Origin of the sequence: Kribbella sp. NPDC051586, from assembly GCF_044453965.1 — a bacterium.
GTDB lineage: Bacteria > Actinomycetota > Actinomycetes > Propionibacteriales > Kribbellaceae > Kribbella.
Map to the genome: position 1 here is coordinate 663,419 of NZ_JBITDF010000001.1, position 25,937 is coordinate 689,355.

At 68.6% G+C, this 25,937-nt stretch carries 22 protein-coding genes; 15 read left to right on the plus strand and 7 right to left on the minus strand.

The window, feature by feature from the left end:
- The first annotated feature begins 17 nt into the window (after positions 1 to 17).
- On the plus strand, positions 18 to 2,501 hold the full coding sequence (locus ACIA58_RS03340) for a bifunctional FO biosynthesis protein CofGH (RefSeq protein ID WP_396403302.1): 2,484 nt from the start codon (positions 18 to 20) through the stop codon (positions 2,499 to 2,501).
- Between the two features lie 522 nt (positions 2,502 to 3,023).
- Here the strand turns inward: ACIA58_RS03340 and ACIA58_RS03345 are convergent.
- Together ACIA58_RS03345 and ACIA58_RS03350 are read right to left on the minus strand one after the other, a co-directional pair.
- Positions 3,024 to 3,650, minus strand: coding sequence for a hypothetical protein (locus ACIA58_RS03345; protein WP_396401968.1), 627 nt, complete (start codon positions 3,648 to 3,650; stop codon positions 3,024 to 3,026).
- Positions 3,643 to 5,565, minus strand: coding sequence for an acyl-CoA dehydrogenase (locus ACIA58_RS03350; RefSeq protein ID WP_396401969.1), 1,923 nt, complete (start codon positions 5,563 to 5,565; stop codon positions 3,643 to 3,645). The genes ACIA58_RS03345 and ACIA58_RS03350 overlap by 8 nt, the downstream gene beginning before the upstream one ends.
- A 99-nt stretch (positions 5,566 to 5,664) precedes the next feature.
- On the opposite strand from ACIA58_RS03350, the gene ACIA58_RS03355 reads away from it, so the two are divergent.
- The 9 genes from ACIA58_RS03355 (at position 5,665) to ACIA58_RS03395 (ending at position 17,049) form a co-directional block, all read left to right on the plus strand.
- On the plus strand, positions 5,665 to 6,060 hold the full coding sequence (locus ACIA58_RS03355; protein ID WP_396401970.1) for a molybdopterin-binding protein: 396 nt from the start codon (positions 5,665 to 5,667) through the stop codon (positions 6,058 to 6,060).
- Entirely contained in the window at positions 6,060 to 6,860 is an 801-nt protein-coding gene (modA, locus tag ACIA58_RS03360) for a molybdate ABC transporter substrate-binding protein (RefSeq protein ID WP_396401971.1), read from the plus strand. The genes ACIA58_RS03355 and modA overlap by 1 nt, the downstream gene beginning before the upstream one ends.
- The gene (gene modB, locus ACIA58_RS03365) at positions 6,857 to 7,663 is read left to right on the plus strand and encodes a molybdate ABC transporter permease subunit (protein WP_396401972.1); all 807 of its coding nucleotides are present in this window, start codon (positions 6,857 to 6,859) and stop codon (positions 7,661 to 7,663) included. Before modA ends, modB begins: the two co-directional genes overlap by 4 nt.
- Positions 7,660 to 8,721: an ABC transporter ATP-binding protein gene (locus ACIA58_RS03370; RefSeq protein ID WP_396401973.1), complete on the plus strand. Its 1,062-nt coding sequence runs from the start codon at positions 7,660 to 7,662 to the stop codon at positions 8,719 to 8,721. Before modB ends, ACIA58_RS03370 begins: the two co-directional genes overlap by 4 nt.
- Before the next feature lie 253 nt (positions 8,722 to 8,974).
- Complete coding sequence (lanKC, locus tag ACIA58_RS03375) at positions 8,975 to 11,542, plus strand: class III lanthionine synthetase LanKC (RefSeq protein ID WP_396401974.1); 2,568 nt, start codon at positions 8,975 to 8,977, stop codon at positions 11,540 to 11,542.
- A gap of 4 nt (positions 11,543 to 11,546) precedes the next feature.
- The gene (locus tag ACIA58_RS03380) at positions 11,547 to 11,684 is read left to right on the plus strand and encodes a SapB/AmfS family lanthipeptide (protein WP_184839847.1); all 138 of its coding nucleotides are present in this window, start codon (positions 11,547 to 11,549) and stop codon (positions 11,682 to 11,684) included.
- Between the two features lie 195 nt (positions 11,685 to 11,879).
- A complete protein-coding gene (locus ACIA58_RS03385) occupies positions 11,880 to 13,718 on the plus strand; it encodes a prolyl oligopeptidase family serine peptidase (RefSeq protein ID WP_396401975.1) in 1,839 nt (612 codons plus the stop codon).
- Positions 13,715 to 15,367: an ABC transporter ATP-binding protein gene (locus ACIA58_RS03390; RefSeq protein WP_396401976.1), complete on the plus strand. Its 1,653-nt coding sequence runs from the start codon at positions 13,715 to 13,717 to the stop codon at positions 15,365 to 15,367. The genes ACIA58_RS03385 and ACIA58_RS03390 overlap by 4 nt, the downstream gene beginning before the upstream one ends.
- A complete protein-coding gene (locus ACIA58_RS03395; RefSeq protein ID WP_396401977.1) occupies positions 15,364 to 17,049 on the plus strand; it encodes an ABC transporter ATP-binding protein in 1,686 nt (561 codons plus the stop codon). The genes ACIA58_RS03390 and ACIA58_RS03395 overlap by 4 nt, the downstream gene beginning before the upstream one ends.
- On the opposite strand, the gene ACIA58_RS03400 is transcribed toward ACIA58_RS03395, so the two are convergent.
- Positions 17,028 to 17,627, minus strand: coding sequence for a DNA-binding response regulator (locus ACIA58_RS03400; protein ID WP_396401978.1), 600 nt, complete (start codon positions 17,625 to 17,627; stop codon positions 17,028 to 17,030). The two genes, ACIA58_RS03395 and ACIA58_RS03400, sit on opposite strands and share 22 nt — an antisense overlap.
- Before the next feature lie 113 nt (positions 17,628 to 17,740).
- On the opposite strand from ACIA58_RS03400, the gene ACIA58_RS03405 reads away from it, so the two are divergent.
- Both ACIA58_RS03405 and ACIA58_RS03410 read left to right on the plus strand, forming a co-directional pair.
- Positions 17,741 to 18,277 (plus strand): DUF5946 family protein, encoded by a 537-nt coding sequence (locus tag ACIA58_RS03405; protein WP_396401979.1) that lies wholly within the window; start codon positions 17,741 to 17,743, stop codon positions 18,275 to 18,277.
- 287 nt (positions 18,278 to 18,564) lie between these two features.
- The gene (locus tag ACIA58_RS03410; protein WP_396401980.1) at positions 18,565 to 19,191 is read left to right on the plus strand and encodes a transglycosylase family protein; all 627 of its coding nucleotides are present in this window, start codon (positions 18,565 to 18,567) and stop codon (positions 19,189 to 19,191) included.
- A gap of 172 nt (positions 19,192 to 19,363) precedes the next feature.
- On the opposite strand, the gene ACIA58_RS03415 is transcribed toward ACIA58_RS03410, so the two are convergent.
- The 3 genes from ACIA58_RS03415 to ACIA58_RS03425 are packed head-to-tail and all read right to left on the minus strand — an operon-like array spanning position 19,364 to position 21,267.
- Positions 19,364 to 20,008 carry a class I SAM-dependent methyltransferase gene (locus ACIA58_RS03415; RefSeq protein ID WP_396401981.1) on the minus strand — a complete coding sequence of 215 codons (645 nt, stop codon included), beginning with the start codon at positions 20,006 to 20,008 and terminating at the stop codon, positions 19,364 to 19,366.
- A gap of 10 nt (positions 20,009 to 20,018) precedes the next feature.
- Positions 20,019 to 20,660, minus strand: coding sequence for a Pr6Pr family membrane protein (locus ACIA58_RS03420; RefSeq protein ID WP_396401982.1), 642 nt, complete (start codon positions 20,658 to 20,660; stop codon positions 20,019 to 20,021).
- A gap of 40 nt (positions 20,661 to 20,700) precedes the next feature.
- Entirely contained in the window at positions 20,701 to 21,267 is a 567-nt protein-coding gene (locus ACIA58_RS03425) for a 2TM domain-containing protein (RefSeq protein ID WP_396401983.1), read from the minus strand.
- A gap of 48 nt (positions 21,268 to 21,315) precedes the next feature.
- Here ACIA58_RS03425 and ACIA58_RS03430 point away from each other — a divergent pair, with 48 nt between their 5' ends.
- The 3 genes from ACIA58_RS03430 (at position 21,316) to ACIA58_RS03440 (ending at position 24,632) form a co-directional block, all read left to right on the plus strand.
- Complete coding sequence (locus ACIA58_RS03430) at positions 21,316 to 21,924, plus strand: TetR/AcrR family transcriptional regulator (RefSeq protein WP_396401984.1); 609 nt, start codon at positions 21,316 to 21,318, stop codon at positions 21,922 to 21,924.
- Between the two features lie 72 nt (positions 21,925 to 21,996).
- Positions 21,997 to 22,509, plus strand: a complete 513-nt coding sequence (locus tag ACIA58_RS03435) for an AAA family ATPase (RefSeq protein WP_396401985.1) — start codon at positions 21,997 to 21,999, stop codon at positions 22,507 to 22,509.
- A gap of 35 nt (positions 22,510 to 22,544) precedes the next feature.
- Positions 22,545 to 24,632, plus strand: coding sequence for a molybdopterin-dependent oxidoreductase (locus tag ACIA58_RS03440; RefSeq protein ID WP_396401986.1), 2,088 nt, complete (start codon positions 22,545 to 22,547; stop codon positions 24,630 to 24,632).
- Between the two features lie 74 nt (positions 24,633 to 24,706).
- Here the strand turns inward: ACIA58_RS03440 and ACIA58_RS03445 are convergent, their stop codons facing one another.
- The gene (locus ACIA58_RS03445; protein ID WP_396401987.1) at positions 24,707 to 25,732 is read right to left on the minus strand and encodes a LacI family DNA-binding transcriptional regulator; all 1,026 of its coding nucleotides are present in this window, start codon (positions 25,730 to 25,732) and stop codon (positions 24,707 to 24,709) included.
- Positions 25,733 to 25,937: the final 205 nt, after the last annotated feature.

Consider the following 25,937-nt stretch of genomic DNA (forward strand, 5'->3'; position numbering starts at 1 on the left):
ACGATCTGAGTACCGCGATGCGGCGCGCGCTCAAGCGCGCGGACGACGGCAAGACCCTCGACCCGGCGGAGGTGGAGGTGCTGCTCGCCGCGAGCGGCGACGCGCTGACCGCCCTGATGGCGACCGCCGCCCGCGTCCGCGACCAGGGTCTGGTCGACGCCGGCCGCCCGGGCATCATCACGTACTCGAAGAAGGTCTTCATACCGCTGACGCGACTGTGCCGGGATCGCTGTCACTACTGCACGTTCGCCACCACGCCGGGTCGCGTGCACGCGCCGTACCTCTCGCCGGACGAGGTGCTGGAGATCGCGCGGCAAGGCGCGGCGCTGGGGTGCAAGGAGGCGCTGTTCACGCTGGGCGATGCGCCCGAGGAGCGGTGGGATGCGGCGCGGCAGTGGCTGGAGGAGGCCGGGTACGACAGCACGCTCGACTACGTACGGGCGATGGCGATCCGCGTCCTCGAGGAGACGGGCCTGCTGCCCCACCTGAACCCGGGCGTCATGTCGTGGCAGGACCTGCAGCGGTTGAAGCCGGTCGCGCCGAGCATGGGCATGATGCTGGAGACCACCTCGCGGCGGCTGTTCGAGGAGAAGGGCCAGCCGCACTTCGGGTCGCCGGACAAGGACCCCGCGATTCGGCTGCGGGTGCTGGAGGACGCCGGGCGGTCGAACGTGCCGTTCACGACCGGGCTGCTGATCGGGATCGGCGAGACGTTGCCCGAGCGGGCCGACTCGATCTTCGCGCTGCGCCGGGTTGCCCGGCAGTACAACGGGATCCAGGAGGTCATCATCCAGGGGTTCCGGGTGAAGCCGGACACCGCGATGCGCAACGACGCCGACGTACCGCTGGACGAGTGGCTGGCCGCGATCGCGGTCACGCGGGTCGTGCTCGGGCCGCGGGTCCGGGTGCAGGCGCCGCCGAACCTGGTCGACCTCGCCGAGTGCCGCGCGCTGCTCGACGCCGGAGTGGACGACTTCGGCGGGGTGTCGCCGCTGACGCCCGACCATGTGAACCCGGAGCGCCCGTGGCCTCAGATCGACGACCTGGCGAAGGTGACGGCGGACGCGGGGTTCGAACTGCGTGAACGGCTCACAGCGCACCCGGAGTACCTGCGCGAGCCGTGGCTCGACCCGAGGTTGATCTCGCACGTCGAGGCTCTGGTCGATCCGGCGACCGGTCTGGCCAACGAGGACGCCAAGCCCGCCGGCCTCCCGTGGCAGGAGCCCGACGGCGGCTGGGACAGCGTCGGCCGGACCGATCTGCACACCGCGATCGACACCGAGGGCCGTCGTACCGAGACCCGCTCCGACTTCGACGCGGCGTACGGCGACTGGGACGTACTGCGCGAGCAGGTCGCCGGCAGGTCCGCACCTGAACGCATCGAAGGAGATGTGAAGGAAGCCCTCGCCGCCGCCGAGCGCGACCCGGCCGGCCTCTCGGATGCCCAGGCTTTGACCCTGATGACTGCGACCGGGCCGGCGCTGGACCAGCTTGCGCGGATCGCGGATGAGTTGCGCAAGGCAACGGTCGGGGACGATGTCACGTACGTCGTGAACCGGAACATCAACTTCACCAACGTCTGCTACACCGGCTGCCGGTTCTGCGCGTTCGCGCAGCGGCGCACCGACGCCGACGCCTACTCGCTGTCGATGGACGAGGTCGGTCAGCGCGCCGAGGAAGCCTGGGTGATCGGCGCCACCGAGGTCTGTATGCAGGGCGGTATCCACCCCGACCTCCCCGGCACGGCGTACGCCGACCTCGTCCGCGCGGTCAAGGACCGGGTGCCGGAGATGCACGTCCACGCGTACTCGCCGATGGAGATCGTGAACGGCTCGGTCCGCACCGGCCTGTCGATCGAGGAGTTCCTGATCTCGGTCAAGGAGGCCGGCCTGGACAGCGTCCCCGGTACCGCGGCCGAGATCCTCGACGACGACGTCCGCTGGATCCTCACCAAGGGAAAGTTGCCTACGGCAAGCTGGATCGAGGTGATCAGTACCGCACACAAGGTCGGACTGCCGTCGAGCTCGACGATGATGTACGGCCACGTCGACGCGCCACACCACTGGGTCCAGCACCTGCGCACGATCGCCGCCGTGCAGGACCAGACCGGCGGGTTCACCGAGTTCGTCCTGCTGCCGTTCATCCACCAGAACTCGCCGATCTACCTGGCCGGGGTCGCCCGCCCGGGCCCGACGTACGACGAGAACCGCGCGGTGCACGCGATGGCGCGGATCATGCTGCACGGGCGGATCGACAACATCCAGTGCTCGTGGGTGAAGCTCGGCGTCGACGGCTGCGTCGACGTACTGAACGGCGGCGTCAACGACATCGGCGGCACGTTGATGGAGGAGACCATCAGCCGGATGGCCGGCTCCAAGCACGGCAGTCGCAAGTCGATCGCCGAGCTCACCGCGATGGCGACCGCTGCCGGGCGCCCGGCCCGGCAGCGCACCACGACGTACGGCGAGGTCCCGGCCCGCCCGTCGCTCGAACTTGCCTGATCACTGCACCGGGTCGAGGTCGACGGCGCACGGGCTGCGGCGACCCTTGCTCACGCAGGTGCGCGAGTGCGGGTCTTGACGAGTGGTTAGTTGTTGCAGAAGGCAACAGCTGTACGGAAAGTGAGGAAAGTTTTACTGAGCGTTGTCTACTTCAAAGGCAATGCAAATGTTTGAACCGGATGATTCCCGGTAGCGGCGCCCCATGACAACGTTCTCTTGTCGGCGACGGACGGGTCGCCGGCAACGGGTCCAGGTGGCCTCCGACGAGCTCCCGTCCGTGACCGGACTGTACCTCCCCTGCCGGCCACGGAATGAGCTTCGGGCCCACCCTCCTTCGGGCCACTTGCCCTCTCGGGGCAACAGCAGGACGCCGGCCGTGCCGGTCGGGCGTTGGTCGCCAGTGAGGTGGCGACCAACGTCCGGCACGGTCGGCGTTTCTTTGTGGAGACTTCCTCGCCGTACTGGTGCTGCTGGGGACCAGTACAGCGGGGAAGCTCTGTTTCCGGGGTCTGTCTGTAGGGCTTAGTACGGGTAGGTGTCGTCGCGCCGGGTCGGGTCGAGGTCCCAGAGGGAGAACTCGACGACCTTGTGCGACTCCTCCCCGCCACCCGGGATCAGCCCGAACGACTCGTACTCCTTCGAGCCCAGCCCGTCCAGGTAGCAGAGCAGCTCGAACGCCGATTGCGCGTCCTCGATGTCGTCGATCACTTCGTCGTTCTGCGCCTCGTCCGCGCGGCTCCGCACGTACTGCACGAAGGCCTCCGGGTCGGTCACCACGTAGTCGTACCGCGCCTGGTAGCTGAGCCGGACACCGTTCTCCGGCATCAGCGGCTCGCCGAGCTCCTCCAGGTCGTCGAGACCGCCGCCCTCGACGATCTCCCGGTAGTCCGCGGGATCGTCGAAGTCGTCCGGCCCCAGCGGCAGGTCGTCCAGCTCGTCGGGGTCGTACGAGTCGATCCCGAGGAAGATGTCGCCCCAGCCTCGTTCGTGGACGGCGTCCGCGAGCGCCCGGGCCTGGACCCGGACGTTCTCGATCGCGCCGGTGGCCCGCAGGTCGTGCAGGTCCAGAGCGTCGGCTTGCTCAAGCAGTACCCGGGCGAGTTCGCGGGCGGCTTCGGCAGCCGACGCGGGTTCGATCGACTCACTCATGCTGTGACGGTACAACCATCGGCACCTCCACTGCCGAGCCCGGTACTCCGAACGCGTCGACCAACTCCACCGCCACCGGCCGGACAACCGCGCACAACTCGTTGACCAGCGCGGTGATCGCCTTCGACCGGCCCGGCGACAGGCGCCCGTGCTCCAGATACCACGCGCGCTCCGCCTCGATCGTGGCCAGCGCATGCAGGTCGTAGAGATCCTGCAGCCGCGGCCGGATCTCCTCGGGCGCCTGCTGCACCGCGGCCTGGAACGCCTCCAGGACGACGCGATCCACATGCGCCCGCCCGGCCGCGATGACGTGGTCCTGGCACCGGTTGAACACCTCGAACGGCTCGTCGCCCGCGTCGATCCCGGCCTTCAACCGCCGCGCCACCCCCGACAACATGTGCTCCTCCCGGAACCGCAGCAGGCCCGAGTGGTACGCATCGTCACGCAACCCCGCGTCCGGATCCGCTGCGTCATTCCGATTGGGTACGACGTCTCGCAGCCGCTCGATCACGGCTCGCAGTGCGGCCTTCTCGACCGCGATCTCCACCGCTTGCGCCGCGATGAACCGCGCCGTACCAAGTGGGTCGAGCTTGCCGAACGACTCCCGGTAGTCCGTCAGCAAACCCTTCGCCACCAGCTGCAGCAGGACGGTGTTGTCGCCCTCGAACGTCGTGAACACGTCGGTGTCCGCCTTCAACGTGGCCAACCTGTTCTCCGCCAGGTAGCCGGCGCCGCCACACGCCTCGCGGCACATCTGGATCGTCTCGGTCGCATGCCACGTCCCGAGCGCCTTCGTCCCGGCCGCCTGCGCCTCCAACGCCCGCCGGTCGTGCTCGTCGCGGTCGTCGTTGAACACCCGCGCGAACTCGTCGACCAGCTCGGCCTGTGCGAAGTGCAACGCATAGGTCCGGGCGAGCAGCGGCAGCAATCGCCGCTGGTGCATCCGGTAGTCGAGCAGCACCGCTTCCTCGGCGCTGCCCGGCGCACCGAACTGCCGCCGCTGAGCGCCGTACCTGATCGCGATCGTCAGCGCCACCTTGCTCGCGTTGATCGCCGCGCCGCCGACGGAAACCCGGCCCTGCACCAGGGTGCCGAGCATGGTGAAGAAACGTCGGTCCGGGTTCTCGATCGCGCTCGTGTAGTTGCCGTCAGCATCGACTTGGGCATAGCGGTCCAGCAGCGCGTCGCGCGGCACCCGGACCTGGTCGAACACGATCCGCCCGTTGTCGACGCCGTTCAGCCCGAGCTTGGGTCCGCAGTCGGACAGCGTCACGCCCGGCAGCGCCGTACCGTCCGCGGCCCGGATCGGCACCAACAGGCAGTGCACGCCGTGACTCTCACCACCGACGACAAGCTGAGCGAACACCGCCGCCATCCGCCCATGCCGCGCCGCGTTACCTATGTAGTCCTTCCGAGCCTCCTTCGTCGGTGTGTGGACGACGAACTCTCCCGTTGCTTCGTCATACGTCGCTGTCGTGCCGAGCGCCTGCACATTCGACCCGTGACCGGTCTCTGTCATCGCGAAGCAGCCGAGCAACCGCCCGCTGACCGCATCCGCCAGGTAGCGCTCGTGATGCCTCTCCGTCCCGAGATGCAGGATCGCGCCGGCGAACAGCCCGAACTGCACACCCGCCTTCACCATCAGCGACAGGTCACCGAACGCCAGCGTCTCGAACCCCGCGATGAACCCGCCGAGATCGCCCTCGCCGCCGTACTCCTTCGGATACCCACGTGCAGGCAGCCCGTCCGCAGCCGACTCCAGCAACAACTCGAGCACCTTGTCCCGGTACTCGTCCCGCGGCAGCCGCACCGCCAGATCCGCCATCTCACCGTGCGCAGCCAACCTGGCCCGCACAACGTCCCGCGCCGCCTTGTGCGGCCCGTCCAGGTACTCCTGCATCCCCGATGTGCTCATGTCCTTAACTTATGCGGATTGCCAACCGCGATCCGTCATCGGTTCGTAACTGTGGAAAACCTGGCATCAATCCGCAGATGCGGCGGTATGCTGTGTGCCGTGCCGAACTTGCGGGTGAGTGAGGCGGCTGCGCTTCTGGGGGTCAGCGACGACACGGTTCGGCGCTGGATCGATCAGGGCCGGTTGCCGTCGAAGCAGGAGAACGGCCGGATGGCCGTCGACGGGCAAGCGCTCGCCGCGTTCGCCCAGGAGCTGGCCGACTCCCCGGAGCCCGGCCACACAACCGCCGCCTCGGCGCGCAACCGGATGCGGGGGATCGTCACCCGCGTGCTGAAGGACGGCGTGATGGCCCAGGTCGAGATGCAGGCCGGGCCGTTCCGCGTCGTGTCGCTGATGAGTCGTGAGGCCGCCGACGAGCTCGGGCTGGAGCCCGGTGTTTTAGCCGTCGCGTCGATCAAATCCACTCATGTCGTCGTCGAAATCCCGGAGGCCTGATGTTCCGCCGTACCGCGCTCGCCGCCCTCGCCACAGTCGCCGCCCTCACCATGGCCGGCTGCGGCGACGACAGCCCGGTTGCGTCGTCCTCGCCTTCGAGCAACTCGAGCAACTCGAGCAGCAGCACAGCGGCCCTGTCCGGCACCATCACCGTCTTCGCGGCCGCCTCGCTCACCGGGACGTTCACCCAGCTGGGCAAGGACTTCGAGGCCGCGCACCCCGGCACGAAGGTGACCTTCAACTTCGCCGGCAGCTCCGCGCTCGCCAAGCAGATCAACGAGGGTGCACCCGCGGACGTGTTCGCCTCGGCGGCGCCGAAGAACATGGACGACGTGAAGGACAAGGGCACGCCGACGAACTTCGTCAGCAACACGCTCGAGATCGCCGTACCGAAGGGGAACCCGGGCAAGATCACCGGGCTGCAGGACTTCGCGGACAAGAACAAGAAGATCGCCCTCTGCGCCGTCCAGGTGCCGTGTGGCGCGGCCGCCGACAAGGTGTTCAAGGCAACCGGGATCACCGCGCAGCCGGACAGCCTCGAGCAGGACGTGAAGGCCGCGCTGACCAAGGTCGGTCTCGGCGAGGTCGACGCCGCGCTGGTCTACAAGACCGACGTACTGTCCGCCAAGGACAAGGTCGAGGGCATCGAGTTCCCTGAGGCGAGCAAGGCGGTCAACGAGTACCCGATCGCCACGCTCACCAAAGCTCCGAACGCGGACGGCGCGAAGGCGTTCGCCGACTACGTTCTGTCAGACAAGGGCAAGGCAGCCCTGACCGCGGCCGGCTTCTCCGCACCGTGAGTCGTCGTGGCAGGAGTACGAGCGGGCGACTGCCCCTTGTACTCCTGCTGCCTGCTCTGATCGGACTGGCGTTCCTGCTCGTCCCACTGATCGGCCTGCTTGCCAAAGCACCGTGGTCGACGCTCCCCGCCAAGCTGCACAGCGCGGACGTGTGGCAGGCGCTGAAGCTGTCTCTGGTCTGCGCTACGTCCGCTACCGCGTTGTGTCTGGTGCTGGGCGTTCCGTTGGCCTGGTTGCTGGCGCGAGGCGGCCTGCCGGGGCGGAGCTTGATCCGTGCCTTCGTGACAGTGCCTTTGGTGCTGCCGCCTGTGGTCGGCGGGGTTGCGCTGCTGCTGGTGCTGGGGCGACGCGGTCTCATCGGTCAATACCTCGATGCGTGGTTCGGGGTCTCTTTGCCGTTCACAACGGCCGGCGTGATCGTGGCGGAGGCGTTCGTGGCCATGCCGTTCCTGGTGATCTCCGTGGAAGGCGCACTGCGCGCGGCTGACCCGCGGTACGAGGAGGCAGCCGCAACACTCGGTGCGGGCCGATGGACGACGTTCCGGCGAGTGACCCTGCCCTCGATCGCGCCGGGGATCGTTGCGGGGACGGTGCTGTGCTGGGCGCGCGCACTGGGCGAGTTCGGTGCGACCATCACGTTCGCGGGCAATTTCCCCGGCCGTACGACGACTATGCCGCTGGCTGTCTACCTGGCGTTGGAGACTGACCCGGATGTGGCCGTCGTACTGAGTCTGGTGCTGCTGCTCGTCTCAGTCGTCGTACTGGCGTCCCTGCGCGAGCGCTGGATCAGTGGGCTGCAATGACTCTGTACGCCGACCTGCAGGTGCGCCGTGGTTCGTTCGAGCTGTCCCTTGACCTGACCGTCCAGCCAGGTGAGGTCGTCGCGCTCCTCGGCCCTAACGGCGCCGGCAAGACCACCGCGCTCCGTGCGATCGCCGGTCTGCTCGCTCTGAACGGCGGACGCATCGCACTGGACTCCTCTGTCTGGGACGAGCCGCCACGTACGTTCCGCACACCCGATCGGCGGCCGATCGGCGTGGTGTTCCAGGACTACCTGCTGTTCAACCACCTCAGCTGCCTGGAGAACGTAGCGTTCGGCCTGCGAGCCCGCGGCGTCGAGAAGCAGACCGCCCGCACAGAGGCAGCCCGTTGGCTCGACACAGTTGGGTTGTCGGAGTACGCCCGTACGCGACCACGCGCCTTGTCCGGCGGCCAAGCCCAACGCGTAGCTCTCGCCCGCGCCCTGGCCACCGACCCCCAACTGTTACTACTCGACGAGCCACTCGCCGCCCTCGACGCCGGCACCACCCTCCACGTCAGAGCCGAACTAGGCCAACACCTCCGTCGCTTCGAAGGCCGCACCCTGCTGGTCACCCACGACCCCCTCGACGCCATGGTCCTGGCCGACCGCCTGGTCATCATCGAGAACGGTCAAGTAGTCCAAGAAGGCAAACCCACCGAGGTAGCCCACCGCCCCCGCACCAACTACGTAGCCCAGCTGGTAGGCCTGAACCTCTACCGCGGCACCGCCACCGGCACCACTGTCACCCTCACCGACGGCGGCACCATCACCCTCGCCGAGCCGGCCACCGGGCCCGTCCACGTGGCCTTCCCACCCGCCGCCGTCAGCCTCTACACCACCGCACCCTCCGGCAGCCCCCGCAACACCTGGCCAGCAGTAGTAACCGGCATAGAACAACACGCCCACACAGTCAGAGTCCGCCTCAACGCTTCTCCCGCCGGTCCCGCCGACCTCCTGGCCGACATAACCCCGGCAGCCGTGGCCGACCTCCACCTGACCCCCGGCCAGCCCCTCCAAGCCACGTTGAAGGCCACCGAGGTCCACACCTATCCGGTGTGAGGGATCCACCCACGTTCATCCGGCACGACACATGCGGAACGAAGTTACGGGCCGTGATGGGTTCGGGACGGATTGACATGTTGTTACGGGCGCATCCGCGCTCAGCGTGCGCAGTCCGGTAACGAAGAGTGTTTAGTTACTCACTTGTAGTGTGTGGATTCTTCATACGAGAGTGATGACATCGTGCACTACGCCGACCCTGGCGAAGCCACCCAAGATATGGCGGGGCGCCGCGAAAGGGGGTCGGACAGTCATGCATGAGAGTTACGAGTTCTACTGCCTTGCGGATCGGCGGTTCTACGAGACGCCGGCCAATCGCGGTGCTCAGCATCCGGATTTCGCCATCGCCGGGCGGGCGGTGCCGGACGGGTGGCGGCATGTTCCGGGTGAGCAGTGGATGCACTACGCACCCGACGGGCTCCACCTGCCCCAGCAGGGCTGGAAGATCCACGTCTCGGCGCGGTTGCAGGATGTGGAGCGGACGCTCGAGGCGGTGTGGGAGTACTGCGTCCCGCGCGGCATCGCGTTCAAGTTCCTGCGCAACGAAGCCGTCCTGGTGATGGTCAACTCCAAGGCTGCTCCCCGCGGGTCGAGCGGCAAGCTGGTGACGATCTACCCGACCGACGACGCGCAGCTGGAGCTCGTGCTCAAGGAGCTCAACGAGATTCTGGCCGGCGTCGAAGGCCCTTATATCCTGAGCGATCTGCGCTACGCCGAAGGTCCGCTCTTCGTCCGGTACGGCGCCTTCGTGAGCCGGCACTGCCTGTCCCCGACCGGTGAGCGCGTCCTCGCCATCGAAGATGCCCAGGGCAACCTTGTGCCGGACCACCGCGGCCCGACCTTCGTGACGCCGCCGTGGATCGGTCTGCCGGACTTCCTGCAGCCGCATCTCGACGCCCGCAACGCGGTCACCACCAACGACCTCGCGTACACGATCGACGGCGTCATCCAGTTCTCCAACGGCGGCGGCGTGTACGTCGGCCATCACAACGAGACTGGTGACCGCGTCGTCCTCAAGGAGGGCCGCCCGTACGCCGGTCTCGACATGGCCGGACGGGACGCGGTCGCGCGGATCGCCCACGAGCGCGACATCCTCGAGCAGCTCGACGGCCTCGATGCCGTGCCGACCCTGCACGACTACCTGCAACTAGGCGAGCACCACTTCCTCGTGCAGGAGCACATCGACTCGGTGTCGCTGCAGCGCGAGCTGGTGCGGCGGTATCCGCTGACGCACCCGGATGCAACCGAGGCCGACCGCGCGGAGTACGCCGAGTGGGCGACCGCGATGATCGCGAAGGTCGGCGAGGCCGTCGGTCAGCTGCACGATCGCGGCGTCGTGTTCTGCGACCTGCACCCGGACAACCTGCTGCTCGACGCCGACGGCAAGCTGACGCTGATCGACTTCGAGGTCGCGACCAAGGCCGAGGACCAGGCCCGCTCGACGCTCGCCCATCCCGGGTACGCCGCTCCGCAGGACCGGCAAGGCGTCGACGTCGACCGGTACGCGCTCGCCTGCATCGCGCTCGGCGTTTACGCACCGCAGGCAACAATCCTGCTCAATCTGCATCCCGGCAAGGCGTTCCAGCTCGCCGACATGATCGCTGAGACGTTCCCGGTGCCGAGGGCCACCCTCGACGACGCCGTACGGACGATCGTCGGGCCCGGCAAGTCCCACGACCCGGAGATGGTCGACCTGGCGCTGCCGGGCGAGGCCGAGTGGACCGAGGTTCGCGACGCACTCACCAAGTCCATCGTCGCCGGCGCGACGCCCGAACGCACCGACCGGCTGTTCCCCGGCGACATCGCGCAGTTCCGCGACGGTGGCGGCATCGACCTCGCTACCGGTGCGGCCGGCGTGCTGTACGCGCTGAGCAAGACCGGCTCCCGCTTCCCGCAGTACGACGAATGGCTGCGCCAGCGCGCCGTCGACACCGCGGCCGGACCGGGCCTGTACGACGGTCTGCACGGCGTAGCGCAGGTGCTCGACGACCTCGGCTATCAGCAGGACGCACTCGACCTCGTCGACCGTACGCTCGCCGACGACTGGACCTCCCGCGAGCTCGGACTGCACTCCGGTCTGGCCGGCATCGGTCTGAGCCTCCTGCACTTCGACACCGAGCCGACGCTCCGCGCGAAGGCTGTGCGCGTGCTCGACCTGGTCGCCGATCGGCTCCAGACCGACGTGCCGGAGATCAGCGGCGGCCAGCACGCACGCGCCGGGCTCATGTACGGATCCGCCGGCCCCGCGCTGCTGTTCCTCAACGCGTTCGAGCAGCTCGGCGACACCGGTCTGCTCGACCTCGCCGAGATCGCGATCCGGCAGGACCTCAAGCGGACCGTCCTCACCGACGACGGGATGCGCCAGGTCAACCAGGGCTGGCGGACGCTGCCGTACCTCGAAGAGGGCTCGGCCGGCGTTGCTCTGGTCCTCGAGCGCTACCTGCGCCACCGGCCGTCCGAAGAGCTCGCTGCGACGCTCCAGGAGCTGAAGCGAGTCACGCACTGCGATTACTACGTCCAGCCCGGCCTGTTCATGGGTCGCGCCGGCCTGCTTCTCACCGCCGCGGCACTCGGCGAGGAGCAGGCGACGATCGACGACCTGGTGCACGGTCTCGGCTGGCACGCGATGCCGTTCGAAGGCGGCCTCGCATACCCGGGCAACCAGCTGCTCCGTCTCTCGATGGACCTGGCGACCGGATCGGCCGGCGTACTGCTGGCCCTGGGTGCGGCGCTGCACGATGCGCCGGTCGCCCTCCCGTTCCTCGGACCTCCCCAGTGGTCCGAGTCCGTGTCCCGACGATCTACACCGAAGGAGGTGTAAACACATGGCACTTCTCGACCTTCAGGGTCTGGAGACCCCGGGTTACGGCCACCACGGCCACCACCACGGCGGCTCCACGCTGACCGTGCTGGGCTGCGCTTCGCAGACCCCGAGCAACCTGAGCCTGCTGCTCTGCCACTGATACGGCACCTGTATTGCCAGGTAGTGAGGCCCTGGGTGGGCGGCAATCCCACCCAGGGCCGACCTGCATTCCAGGGCCTCATCAGGGCACGGCTCCGACGGCCGGTGACCGACTCGCCTCGGTCGCCGGACGGCTTCTTGTAGCTCAGCGACCGAGCGCTCGTTGTGTTGGTGGGGGACGGAAGAAGAGAGTGAGGTGATCGATTCCGTGCAGTCTTATCCATGCGCCGAGCGCCTGTCGCTCGTGGAGCAGGTGCACGGTCGTACCGTCGCGGATCCGTACCGCTGGCTCGAGGACTCCTCGGCTGCGGCGACCAGACAATGGTCACAGGATCAGGACGACCTATGGCTGACGTACGCCGGCACGCTGACAAGCCGGTTCCGCTGGAAGAACCGAGTGCGACAGCTGTCCGAGGTCAGCAGCGTCTCCACCCCGGTCTGGCGCGGTGGCCGCTGTTTCACGCTGCGGCGCGAAGCCGGTCAGCACGCCGTACTGTTCGTCGACGAGACTCCGCTGATCGACCCGAAGCGGCTCGACCCGACCGGACTGACCACGCTCGACGCCTGGCAGCCGTCACCGGACGGCACCAAGCTCGCGTTCCAGGTCTCCCGCGGCGGCGACGAGCGCTCGACTCTCAGCGTCCTCGACGTGTCCACGGGCGAGCTGATCGACGGCCCGCTCGACGGCTGCCGCTACTCCCCCGTCGCCTGGCTCCCGGACGGTGACGCGTTCTACTACGTGCGCTTGCGTCAGGTGCGACGCCATCACCTGGGCGACCCTGACGACATCACGATCCTCGACCGCGAGGCGTCGTACGGGCTGGAGCTCAGCGCCGACGGCCGCTGGCTGACCATCTGTACATCGGACGACCTGTGGTTCGCCGACCTGTCGACGGACGAGTCTCCCGCGCACATCCCGCAGGACACCACCACGATCATGTCGGTCGGCCCTGACAACCGCTTGTACGTCGTCACCGCCGGCCGGATCTGCATCGGCGACCCCGATGAGCCGACGGTCTGGCGCGATTACCTCCGGCCGGACGGAACCCTCACCGGGCTCGCGATCCTCGACGACGTCGTCCTGGTCAGCACGGCCGACCAGATCAGCATCCACGACCGTGAGACCGGCGACCGACAAGGCGCGATCGACCTGCCAGGCTTCGGATCGGTCGGCTCCCTGAGCGCCCACCAGAACCGGGCCTGGTTCACCTACACGGACAGCGTCACCCCGCCGACGGTGTACTGCTACGACGCAGACACCGGCAAAACAACGGGTGCGAGCACCAGGCGGGCAGCAGAAACGCAGCGGCTGAGCTACCCGGCGCCCGACGGCACCGAGCTCGAGCTGCACGTGATCGGCAGGCCGGGTGGACCGACGATCCTCTACGGATACGGCGGCTTCGGGCAATCGCTCACCCCGACCTACTCCGCCTTCGCGCTCGCCTGGGTCGAAGCCGGCGGCGCCTTCGTGACCGCGACCATCCGCGGCGACGCCGCACACCGCGACGCAACGAAGCAGCAGACCATCGACGACTTCATCGCCGCGGCCGAGCACCTGATCGCCGAAGGCTGGACCACGGCCGACCAACTCGCCATCTGCGGTGAGTCCAACGGCGGTCTCCTGGTCGCGGCCGCGCTCACCCAACGGCCCGAGCTCTTCACCGCCGCGGTCTCGTCCGCGCCGCTGACCGACATGACCCGCTACGAGCTCTCAGGTCTCGGCGACCGCTGGACCGCGGAATACGGCACCGCCAAGGACCCCGCCGACTTCGGGAACTTGCTGAGCTACTCGCCGTACCACCGCGTCGCCGACGGCGTGAAGTACCCGGCCGTCTTGCTGACCGCCTTCGGGAACGACACCCGCGTCGATCCCCTGCACGCTAGGAAGATGTGCGCGGCGCTCCAGCACGCGACCGCAAGCCAACGCCCCGTCCTGCTGAGATTCGAGCCGGACGCGGGCCACACCACCGGCGGCATCAACCTGGCCGCCGACATGCTCGCGTTCCTCGCCACCGAGACAGGCCTCGACCAATGATCACCTTCAAGGAGGTGGCGCAACGTGGTCGCGGCTGGTTGCCGCTGATCGGGCTGAACGCGTTGATCGGCAGCGGGGTGACGCTCGCGCTGCCGACCGTCCTCGGCCGTTCGGTCGACGCGATCGTGGCCGGCACCGGCTGCACCCGCTGGCTGGTCGCCGCGGCCGCGCTGATCGCGCTGGGGATCGCGGCGAGCATCGTCGACGCGTTCGCCGGCGCGGCCTGTGTCGCCGAGACCACCGCGTGGCTGCGCCATCGCCTGGTCCGGCACGTCGTCCGCGGCGGCCCTGCCGGGACGCGCGATTTCGAGACCGGTGACCTCGTCACCCGGGTCTCGGCGAACGCGACCGACGCCGCCCAGGCTGGTCCGGCCGCGGTCACGGCCATCGCCGCGATCGCGCCCCCACTAGGCAGTCTCGTGCTCCTAGCGATGATCGACCCGTGGCTCGCCGCCGCCTTCTTCGGCGGCGTCCTGCTCGTGATCCTGGTCCTGTGGACGTTCGCCAAGCGGACCGCCGACGTCAGCCTCAACTACCAGGAGACCCAGGGACGCATCGCCGCTCTGCTGTCCGAGTCGCTCACCGGCATCCGCACGATCACCGCCGCCGGTTCGATGGAGCGCGAGGAGCGCCGCATCCTCGGCCTCCTTCCCGAGCTCCACCGCAACGGCGTGGTGACCTGGCGGATCCTGGCCCGCTCCGGCGCCCAGGCCGCGGTCGTCGGCCCGCTCGTCCTCGTCGCCGTACTCGCGGTCGGCGGCCTGCAACTCGTCTCCGGCAACATCACCGCCGGCGAGCTGTTCGCCGCGTCGCAGTACGCCGTCCTCGGCGCCGGCCTAGGCAACCTGACCGGTGTCCTCGGTGAGCTCGCCCGCGCGAAGGCCGGCGTCCGCCGGTCCGCGGAGGTGATCGCGATCGACACCGTCGCCCACGGCACGCTGACTGTCCCGCCCGGACCGGGGCAGCTCAGCTTCGACGGTGTCAGTGTGATCGCCGACGGGAATGTCCTGCTGGACAACGTGAATCTCGACCTCCCGGGCGGCCTCACGGTCGCGGTCGTCGGCCCGAGCGGCGCAGGCAAGTCCGTCCTCGCGGCGGTTGCGGCGCGGCTGCGGGACCCGTCGACCGGGCAGGTGTCGCTGGACGGCGTACCGCTGCAGGCCATCAGCCGGCACGAGCTTCGCAGCGCGGTCGGGTGCGCCTTCGAGCGCCCGCAACTGGTCGGACGGACCGTCGGCGAGGCGATCGATCCGCATGCGGTCAGCCCGGTCCGCGCGCTGGCCGCGGCCCGCGCCACCCACGCCCACGACTTCGTCAGCCGACTGCCCGACGGCTACCTCACTTCGTTGCGTAAGGCACCTATGTCCGGCGGTGAACGCCAGCGCCTCGGCCTGGCCCGCGCCTGGTCCGCCCGTCGCCTGCTGGTGCTCGACGACGCCACATCGAGCCTCGACACGGCCACCGAGCGCCAGATCACCCGCACCCTGACCGAGGACCGGCACCACCGCACCCGCCTGATCGTCACCCATCGCCCCGCCACCGCCGCCCGCGCCGACCTGGTCATCTGGCTCGACCACGGCCAGATCCGAGCCATCGCCCCACACGCCGACCTCTGGCACAACACGTCGTACCGAGCCGTGTTCGGATGAAGCGAGAGCTGTCGTACGGCGCTGCTGCGCTGCGGAAGCGGGCCACGGGCAAGTTGATCGCTTGGTCGGTTCCGGAGATTCTGCCGACTGCGGTGTACGGGATCGCGGTGGCGCGCGCGACGGACAGCTTCCTGGCCGGGCACGCGTGGCAGGGACTCGCCTGGCTGGGTGGACTGGTCGTGACGGCCGGTCTCGGTGCGGCCGGGGCGCGGCAGGTGTACGGGCGGCTCGGTGAGCTGGTCGAGCCGCTCCGCGACGATCTGGTACGCCGTGTAGTCGGCGGCGCACTCCGCTCGGGGGACGACGGCGCGGTCGCGCGACTGAACAGGCAGGTGGAGATCGTCCGCGACACGTTCGCCGGCCTGGTCCTGGTACTGCGAAGTTTCGCGGTCACGCTGTTCGGCGTACTGACCGGGCTGCTGTCGCTGGCACCGCTCGTCGCAGCGTTCGTCGTACCGCCGTTCCTGGTGGGATTCGCGCTGTCGCTTGCGGTGCTGGGGATGGCAGCGGATCGGGTCCGCGCATCGTTGACAGCTGACGAGGAGCTCGCAGCCTCGGCGGGCATGGTGTTCGGCGGGGTGCGCGACGTCACCGCCGCCGGGACCGAGGAGTACGCCGAGTGGCTGGTCGGCCAACCGATCGAGGCACACGCAGCGGCCGAGCGAGCGCTCGCGAAGGTGGCGGCCCTGCGGACGCTGTGTTTCGCGGTCGGCGGATGGCTGCCGCTGTTGATCCTGCTCGCGACCGGGCCCTGGCTGGTCGGGCGCGGCGTCAGCACAGGCACGTTGCTGGGTGGGCTCACGTACGTGCTGATCGGATTGCAGCCCGCTCTGAACACGGTGATGAACGCGCTCGGCGACAGCGGCCTGCGGTACGTGATCACGCTCGGCCGGATCCTCGACACGTCGACTCCGGCGCCGCAGCCGCGACCGGTCGACGAACTGTCGGGGTACCAGATCCGGCTGCGCGGGCTGACCTTCGCGTACGGGCCGAACGCCGAACCGGTCCTCGACAAGCTCGAGCTGACCATCCCCGAAGGCGAGCACCTCGCCGTGGTCGGACCGAGCGGCATCGGCAAGTCCACGCTGGCCGGGCTGGTCTGCGGCATGCTCACCCCGACGAGCGGCCGCCTGCTGCTCGGCGGCGTGCCACCGACAGACGTGACGACTGAGCGGCTGGCGCAGACCAGGGTGCTGATCCCACAGGAGGCGTACGTCTTCAGCGGGACCGTGCACGACAACCTCACCTACTTGTTGCCTGATGCAACCAGCGAGCAGGTCGCCCAGGCGGTGAAGGCAATCGGCGCCACGCAACTGATCGAGCGCCTGGATGAAGTGAAACCCGGTGAGCTGTCCGCCGGCGAGAAGCAGCTGATCGCGCTGGTCCGTGCGTACCTGTCACCGGCTCCGCTCGTCGTCCTCGACGAGGCGACCTGTTTCCTCGACCCGGAGGCCGAGCGGCAGGCCGAAGAGGCGTTTGCCAAGCGCAACGGGACGCTGATCGTCATCGCCCACCGAATCAGCTCCGCCCTCCGCGCCCGCCGCATCCTCGTCCTCGACGGCAACAAGGCCGCGGTCGGCACCCACGCCGGCCTGATGCGCACGTCCCGCCTCTACCGCGACCTGCACGGCAGCTGGACGCCAGCCAATCAGAAGGCGTCTCAGATCCAGCCCGCGTCCTGAGCTTTGCGGATCGCCTCGATCCGGCTGCGGGAGCCGGTCTTGGCGAGGATCCGGGACAGATAGTTCCGCACCGTGCCGGCGCTCAGGCTGAGGGTGCGTGCGACCTCCTGCGCGGTCGCTCCGGTGGTGACTTGGCGCAGCACTTCGCACTCGCGATCGGTGAGCGGATTGTCGCCCGCCTTCAGCGCGGCGACAGCGAGCCGTACGTCGACGACCGGCAGACCCTTCGCAACATCACGCACCGCTTGCACCAACTGGTCGGTCGTCGCGTCGGTCGCGATCAGCCCGATGCGAGGCGCCTGCTTGACCAGCGCCAGGCTGGTGGCCGCGATCGCGTCGTGGTCGATCAGCACCAGCACGCCGCGACCGGCGAGCTTGCGGCAGAGCTCCTCGATCCGGATCCGGCCGGGCAGCTGTGGATCGAGCAGGAAGACGTCCGGGCGCCGCCCGGCCACCTGGAGAACGTCCTCCGAGCGGTCGAGCTCGGCCACCACGTCCAGGTCGTTCTCCCTTGCCAGCACCGCGGCCAGTGCACCACGCACCAACGTGCCGCGATGGCCGAGAGCCACTCGGATCACCCCTACTGCCCCCATCACATCCGTCGCCTCATCCGCCGGCCACCGCGCCCCGCCGGCTGTGCCATTTCGAGCGGCGAGCTGCCGGACGGCGGTGCCCGTGCTTCCATCAACGAGTGAACTCGTCCGATGGCACGCATGAATCAACGGTTTGTCCCGGTTGCCGCGCCGTACTTCCGCGGTCGGAGTGGCCCGCCACCCCGAAGTACAACGCCACGGCCGAGTGCGCGGAGGCCGCCGGCGAACTGCTCGGCTTCGAGGTCGAGAACGCGGTCCGCCTCGGGTATCTCCACCAACTCCGGATCGACGCGTACGGCGCCCAGCACGTCAACCCGGACGCCCCGCGGATCGGCCCGGTATTCGCGCTCAACGGCCTCTACATGTACTTGGAGCGCGGCTCCGGCACCATCGACGTGCGGACAGCCCACGGCATCATGGCGAACTCGTACGACGACTGGCCGCGGCTTGTCCCGCCGGACCGGGTCGGCGAGCTCACGGCGTACGACGTGCTCACCGCCGGCGGGGTGGACGACGTTGAGTCGGCCCTGCTCAAGTGGGCCCGTGAGGTTTGGGATGCGTGGCCGGACGACATCCGGGAAACGGTCCGGAAACTGACCGTGGAACTGGTCCCGGAGCGGTATTTCAGGCGGTGATAAACCGATCGGTTCCGCGTTCCCGCCGATCGGCGTGTCGGCACGGAAACCGTTCTGTTGTTGGGGTTTCGGTACGTCAGGACCTGGAAAAAGTTCGGGGCAGATCGCCATCTGCACTTGCGTTTCGGCCGAACCTCGCTCAGGATGACTCAGGTCGCGTCGTTACCGTGGCGTGACCATTCGGACGCTGTCCTGTGACCTGCTGTGGGATGTGTCCGATTGCCCCTCCCCCTGCACGAGGGCCTGGTGTGCCCCACCATGCCCGAGCTCACAAGGAGCGCTTCCTGATGTCCAAGGCCCGACATGCGCGCGCCCGGCGAAGTACTCGCCGGGTGGCTCGAACCCTCTCCATCGCCGGTCTGGGAGCCGGCATCACCGCCGCCGGCGCCGGCGCGGCGTTCGCGACCGACTACCAGGTCAAAGCCGGCGACACCCTCTCCGAGATCGCCCAGGCCAACGGCGCCGACTGGCACGAACTGGCCCGGATCAACAACCTGAAGGACCCGAACCTCATCCTGATCGGGCAGACCCTGACCCTGGACGGCGCGAAGAAGTCCGCCCCGGCGCCGCGGGTCGTGAAGAAGTCCGAGACCAAGAAGTCCACGACCAAGAAGTCCGACCGCGACGTCCGCTCGAGCCGGTCCGAGGACCGCCCGAAGGCGTCCAGCGGCAAGGCGAACCTGAGCGGCGCCTGGGCCAAGGTCGCGAACTGCGAGTCCAGCGGCAACCCCCGCGCCGTCAACGCGGCCGGCTACTACGGACTGTTCCAGTTCGACCTGCAGACCTGGCGCAGCGTAGGTGGCTCCGGCAACCCGGCGAAGGCCTCCGCGGCCGAGCAGCTGATGCGCGCGAAGAAGCTCTACGCGCAGCGCGGCGCCTCCCCGTGGCCCGTCTGCGGCAAGTACCTCCGCTGATTCCGGCAGCCGGGCAGGTCGGTGGCAGACCGTCCTCCCGCCACCTGCACGGCACCCCTGGACCGCTTCCCGCTCATCGTGGCGGGTAGGCGCAAACTCATCCGTGATCGCGATGAGCGGGAAGCACCAGATCCGCGGCGCCAGTCTCAGTTGCCAGTGTGAGTTGTGAGTATCAGTTGCGAGTGATGACCAGCATCTGGTCGGCCCCGACCTGGAACTCGTAGGGGACCTTGCGGATCTGGGTGGTCACGCCCTCGAGCGAGTCGAGCAGCTCAGGCAGCCACGGGATCGGATCACCGGCACCCTGCTGCACCAAAGGAAAGATCCGGACCTCGGAGTTGCTGACCCGGATCAGCTCGCGCAGCGCCGCCTCGTGCCAGTCCCGGTCGTACTTGTCCGACCAGGTGAACAGCAGGTGCGAGCAGAGCACCAGCTCGAACCGGCGGTCGCCGAAGGGCAGGTCCGGCAGACCGGCGGCCACGTACCGCTCCGGTGCGGCCATCACGTCCTGCAGGAAGCGGTCGGCCGCCTCGATCCGGTACTGATCCTTCCGCTCCGGCGATCCGTACCAATGCCAGACGAAGCTCCCCTGGTGCTCGTCCACGATTCCCGACGTCGCCGGCAGGCTCCGCCGGACGCTGTCGACGAGCTCGGGCGTCTCCAGCTCGTACGCCGGGTCGGCGGCGATCGCGTCGACGCCGCGCTCGGCGGCCTCGGCGGTGAAGCTCGCGCCGCCGGCGCAGCAGTCGAGGATGGAGTCCGGGAGTTCCTTCAGGTCGAACATCGCTTCGTACTCGGCATACGAGCGCGAGGTCACCAGCACGGGTCTACCTTTCGACGGTTGTCTTCCGGTGCAAGCGGCGATCGAGGGTGGTCGCCCCCGCCGCCAGAGCCAGGAACAGTACCGCCACCAGCAGACAGTTCAGCAAAACGCGCCCGTATCCGTGCTCGTCGACGTCCACGAACGGGTACGGGTAGAACCCGACGAACGCGCCCCGGATCAGCGTGAACACCAGCCACAGCAGCGGGTAGACGATCGACCAGCCGGTGATCCGCCAGTCGGTGAGCCCGCGCGGCCCGAACCCGAACCATCCGAGTACGCCGATCAGCGGCGCCATGGTGTGCAGGAGGAAGTTCGCCACCCACGCCCAGCCGTGCGGCTCGTCCGACCCTGCGAGCACAGCGTGGTAGACAATCCCGGTCACGGCGATGCACAGCACGCCGTTCAGTCGCAGGGTCTTGAACAGCGCGCCGCCCGACCGGTCCGGTTGGAGCGCCAGCACCAGCGCCGTCCCGCCGAGCAGCAGGTTCGACTGAATGGTGAAGTACGCGAACACGTTGAACACCCGCTCCGGGTTGTCCGGGAAGAAACCCTCGCTGCCACTCGCCGTCACGAAGAGCTGGATGACGATCCCGCACACCACCACCGCCGCAGTGACCGCAGCCCAGACCCGCCCAACCGTCGTCATGGACGAAATGTACGACGAGTAACCGACCGGACCGGGGACGTCAGACCGACTGCTTCTCGCGCTCGCGGTCGAACGAGTAGCTGAACGACACGATCGCGTCGATCACCAGCACGAGCGTCCACGTCCCGGCCGGCGCGAGCACCGCGTCGTACCCGCGACCGGACAGCAGACCGAGCCCGATCATGATGCCGACACCGACGACGTACGCGAGCAGGTGCCGGAACCAGCCGGCCCGCTCGCGGCGAGCCCGCTCGGGACCACGCTTCGGCGGCTTCACCGGACGCGGCGCACCGCCGAGGTAGTGCGCGGCCCACTTGTCCGCCCACCGCAGCGTCTGATGACCGAAGCCGACGCTGACGCCGATGAAGATCGCGGCCAGCGAGTGCTTGAACGCCGGCTCGGCACCGCGATGGATGTCGATCACGCTCGCGGCCAGCATCACGACATCGACGAGCGGTACGCCGGCCAGCAGGACCATCCCGGCCTTCGGCAGCTTGAGCAGGTACCGCGTGACCAGGCCTGCGGCCAGCAGCACCCAGAACCCGATCTCACACGCGGCGATCACAGCGACCAGCACGTCGTTCACCCTCCCGAGATTTTTCAGCACGACTGTGTTGTAAAACGACACTAACACACCTGTGCTAAAAAGGACCCTATGCCGAAGATCGTCGACCACACCGCCCGCCGCGAGGAGATCGCCGAGGCGCTGTGGCGGGTGGTCCGCCGGGACGGGATCCGGGCCGCCTCGGTCCGCACCATCGCCGCCGAGGCGGGCTGGTCCGCCGGCGCGGTCCGCTACTACTTCCCGGACCAGGACGGTCTGCTCAGCTTCGCGATGGACCTGGTGTCCCGCCGGGTGACCGACCGGGTCGGAGCGATCGAGCCCAAAGGGAACGCCCAGACCATCGTGCTGCGGTATCTCGACGAGGTGCTCCCGATCGACGCGGAGCGCCGTGCCGAGTTCGACGTCTGGCTCGCGTTCATGGCGCAGGCCCGGGCCGAATCCGGCGCCGGCGCACTGCAGGAGCTCCTCGACAAGGTGCACAACGAACTGCGCCAACTGTGCGAGACGCTGCTGCGCTCGCTCGCCGACGCCGGCGTACTCAAGGACGGTCTCGATCTGCGCCGCGAGGTCGAGATACTCCATGCTCTGCTCGACGGCCTCGCACTGCACGCGGCGATCCAGCCCGAACGCACCACGCCGGCCCGGCTGCGGCAGCTGATGCGCCACCAAATCGAGTCGCTGATGGCCGAGAACCCCTGACAAAACTGGGGTTTTCGGAGAAGAATCGCCGCGACCGGTTCAAAACCTTGCGCCACGTGGCACGATCACCGCATGGAGTCCGAGGGGGTGATCGTCGTCAGTGGAATCATGGCGGCGGGGAAGTCGTCGGTGTCCCAGATGCTGGCCGAGAGATTCCAGTACGGCGTGCATCTTCGGGGGGACGTTTTTCGCCGGATGATCGTCAGCGGACAGGCCTCGATGGCCGACGACGTGCTCGAGGCGCAGCGCCAGCTCCAGCTCCGCTACCGGCTCGCCTGCCTGGCCGCCGACGAGTACGCGAAAGCGGGTTTCACCGTCGTTCTCCAGGACGTCGTGATCGGCGAGTTGCTGCGCGAGTTCCTGGACGGTATCCGGACCCGCCCGCGGTACCTGGTCGTGCTGACACCTCGGCCCGAGGTCATCTCCGGCCGGCTCGGCGGGGCGCATCATCTGGTCGACGAGCTCGACTACGAGCTGCACGCGTTCAGTCCGCGGCGGGGGCTGTGGCTGGACAACTCCGACCTGTCGGTCGGCGAGACGGTCGACGCGATTCTCGGACGGCTCGACGAGGCCGGCTTCGACTGATGGCGGGTCTTCCTACCCGAGGGTAGTTTGAGTGGATGACCGTACGGCGGACCTCGTGCAACCTGTGTGAAGCGATCTGCGGCGTGCTCGTGACCGTCGAGGACGGCCGCGTCACCGACATCCGCGGCGACGAATCGGACCCGCTGTCCCGCGGTCACATCTGCCCGAAGGCGGTCGCGCTCCGCGATCTCCAGGAGGACCCGGACCGGTTGACCACGCCGGTCCGACGGACACCCGACGGCTGGCAGGAGATCGGCTGGGATGCGGCGTACGAGCTCGTCGTCGACAAGCTGACCGGGATCCAGAAGCAGCACGGGCGCAACGCCGTCGGCCTGTACCTCGGCAACCCGAATGTGCACAGCCTGGGTGCGCTCACGCACATGCCGACGATGGTCCGGCAGCTGCGGACCCGGAACAAGTTCAGCGCGACGTCGATCGATCAGCTGCCGCACATGCTCGCGTCGTACCTGCTCTACGGGCACCAGCTGATGGTCGCGGTGCCCGACATCGACCGCACGTCGTACCTGTTGATGCTCGGCGCGAACCCGCTGGCGTCGAACGGCAGCATGATGACGGCGCCCGGGTTCGGGCGGCGGCTGAAGGACGTGCGCAAGCGCGGCGGGAAGGTCGTCGTCATCGATCCGCGGCGGACCGAGACGGCCGCGGTCGCCGACGAGCACCACTTCGTGCGGCCCGGGACGGACGCCGCGTTCCTGCTCGCGTTGATCCACGAGGTGATCGCCCAGGGTGCGGCGCGCCCGGCGGAGTACGTCGACGGGCTGACGACGGTCGAGGCCCTGGTGGAGGCGTGGACGCCGGAGCGGGCGGCGGGAATCACCGGCATCCCGGCTGACGTGATCAGGCGGGTCGCCCGCGAGTTCGCCGAGGCCGACCGGGCAGCCTGTTACGGGCGGGTCGGGGTGTCGACGCAGCAGTTCGGCGCGGTCTGCCAGTGGGCGATCCAGGTGCTGAACATCATCACCGGGAACCTCGATCGGCCGGGCGGCACGATGTTCCCCCGGCCGGCCGTGAACGCGTTGCTCGGGCTGGGCCGCGGGCATATCGGCGTGTGGAAGAGCCGCGTGCGCGGCCTGCCGGAGTTCGGTGGCGAGCTGCCGGTGTCGACGATGGCCGAGGAGATCCTGACGCCGGGCGACGGACAGATCCGGGCGATGGTGACCGTGGCCGGCAACCCGGTGCTCTCGACGCCGAACGGCCGCAAGCTGGACGAGGCGCTCGGGTCGCTGGAGTTCATGGTCGCGGTCGATCCGTACATCAACGAGACCACTCGCCACGCGGATGTGATCCTGCCGCCGGCACCGCCGCTCGAGCGGGATCACTACGACGTGATCTTCCACCAGCTCGCCGTCCGCAACACGGCCCGCTGGAACGACGCAGTACTGCCCAAGCCGGCCGATGCCCGGCACGACTGGGAGATCTTCCGCGACCTGGGATTGGCCCTGGTACGGCGTACTCCGTGGAGCCGTCGACGGGTCCAGGTGACTGCACGACTACGACTGTCACCCCGGCGGATCGTAGATACCGGTCTGCGGATCGGGCCGTACCGGCTGTCGGTGGCGAAGCTCCGGAAGTCGTCGGGCGGCGTCGATCTCGGGCCGCTGCAGCCCGCGCTGCCAGGCGCTCTGCATCACAAGTCGAAACGGATCGATCTGGCCCAGCGGATGATCCTGGACGACCTGCCCCGCCTCGACTCGCTGAACGACCTCGACGGCCGGCTGCTCCTGATCGGCCGGCGCCACCTGCGCAACAACAACTCCTGGATGCACAACTCGGCGCGGTTGGTGAAGGGCAGGCCCCGCCACCAGCTCCTGATGAATCCCGGCGACCTGGCCGAGCGGGCGCTCACCGACGGCCAGCTCGTCACCGTCACCTCCGCGGCCGGGTCCATCTCGGTGGAAGTTGCCTCCAGCAACGACATCATGCCCGGCGTGGTCAGCCTCCCGCACGGCTTCGGCCACAACCGCCCGGGTGCCCGCCTGACCATCGCCAACCAGGTGCAGGGGCCCAGCGCGAACGACGTGACCGACGCCGGACTGACCGACGCCGTGGCCGGTACCTCAGCCGTCAACGGGGTGCCCGTCACCGTCACCGCGTCCATTTGAATGGTGAACCTCTCAAATGGACCGTTAGTCCACCGCATGCGGGCGGCGAACGGGCACTTCGGAGGGTTAACCACTCAAATGGCGGTGTGGTGGGGCGGCGGCGCCGAGCTCTCCCGGATGATCAGCAACGGCGTGGAGTACAGGTGGGCCTGGGGTTGGGCGCCGGACAGCAACGCCAGCAGGCGCTGCGTCACTTCCGCGCCGTAGCCGACGATGTTGTGGCTGAGCGCCGTGAGCGTGGGGTGGGTGATCCGGCACAAGGCCGAGTCGTCCCAGGCCACGAGTGTGAGGTCGTGCGGAACGCGGAGGCCGAGGCCCTGGATGGCAGCTAGTCCTGCGACCGCCATCAGGTCGTTGTCATAGATGATCGCGGTGGGACGCGAGGCCTGCGTGAGGAGCTCACGGGTTGCCGCGGCGCCCTCGGTCGCGGAGTAGTCGGTGTGGTGCAGACGGGTCTCGACCGACAGCCGGCGCGCGGCCAGCTCGAACGCCTGGTCGCGGATCCAGACGTCGCCGTACTCCGGCGGTCCGGCGACCCGAGCGATGACCCGATGGCCGAGCGAGGCGACGTGATCGAGGGCCGCGTTCATCGCCGCCGCACCGTCCGTCCAGACGCACGGCATGCCGTCCGCGAGCGCCGGGTCTCCGACCAGAACGGCCGGCAGACCGAGCTTCCGCAGTACCGGGAGGCGGGGATCGGCGACCCGGAGGTCGACCACGATGACCCCGTCGACCCGGCGCTCGGCGGCCCATTTCCGGTACGTCGCCAGCTCCTCGTCCAGATCGCCCACGACCTGCAGCGCCAACGCGTACGACTTCTCCGCGAGGACCGACTCGATCCCGCCGACGAAGCCCATGAAGTACGGCTCCTCGATCAGGGTCTGCGCCGTCCTCGCGAGGACGAGCCCGAACGTCTCGCTGCGCGCGGCGGACAACTGCCGGGCGGCCCGGTTGGGCACCCACTCCAGTTCCGCGGCGACCTGCAGCACCCGCGCCCGGGTGGCCTCCGACACCCCGGGCTGGTTGTTCAGGGCATACGACACGGCGCCTTGGGAGACGCCACAGCGCCGGGCGATCTCCTTGATGGTCACACGGGACACAACGATTCACTCCTCACGGGCGGCCGGACCGCTGACGGTCGGTCCGGAATCCTTCAGTGTGCGCCTGGTTCCACGCCCTGTCATCACTTGAGCACACAAAGTGACCGTTTGATCAAACTCGGGAATCCGAGAGAAATCTCGGCGCCGCCGACGCGGAGCGCTCGTGACCGCCCAGTCGTTGGGCGGAGGGTGGTGCCGCCGGGGC